This is a genomic window from Mycobacterium sp. 852002-30065_SCH5024008 (assembly GCF_001665645.1).
Lineage (GTDB): Bacteria > Actinomycetota > Actinomycetes > Mycobacteriales > Mycobacteriaceae > Mycobacterium > Mycobacterium paraffinicum.
The window spans coordinates 1-564 of the sequence record NZ_LZSZ01000040.1; the positions used below are offsets into that span (position 1 = coordinate 1).

General features: G+C 64.5%; 1 protein-coding gene. It reads left to right on the forward strand.

Going from position 1 to position 564, the window contains the following annotated elements:
* Positions 1-564 (forward strand): condensation domain-containing protein (locus A5781_RS05030; RefSeq protein WP_197503708.1); only part of this gene is annotated, 564 nt, incomplete at both ends.

A 564-nucleotide genomic window follows, 5' to 3' on the forward strand; every position in this document is an offset into this window, starting at 1 on the left:
AGATGTGTATAAGAGACAGCTCCTTGCCCAGGTGCGCGCGCGCAGCCTGGCCGCCTTTGAGCACCAAGACGTGCCCTTCGAGCTGCTCGTGGAACGGCTGCACCCCACCCGCTCCCTGGCCCATCACCCCCTAGTGCAGGTCATGCTGGCCTGGCAAAACCACAACCTCGCCGAGCTGGACCTAGCCGGCGGGCTGGCGCTAGGTGAGCAGGTGCGGGTTAGCCCCTTGCCAGTGCAAACTTGCACGGCCCGCATGGATTTGACCTTCACCCTGTCCGAGAACTTCACCGAAGCGGGCCAGCCGGCCGGCATCGGTGGGGTAGTGGAGTTTCGCACCGATATTTTCGACCCCGCCAGCATCGAAACGTTAATTACACGATTCGAGCGGGTGCTGGCCGACATGACGGCAGATCCCTCGCGGCCGGTGTCTTCGATCGGGGTGCTCGACGAGTCCGAACGTGTCCGCCTGGATAACTGGGGTAACCGGGCGGTGTTGGACCGCCCAGCGGTGTCGGGGGTGTCGATCCCAGCGTTGTTTGCCGCCCAAGTCGGCCGCACGCCCGA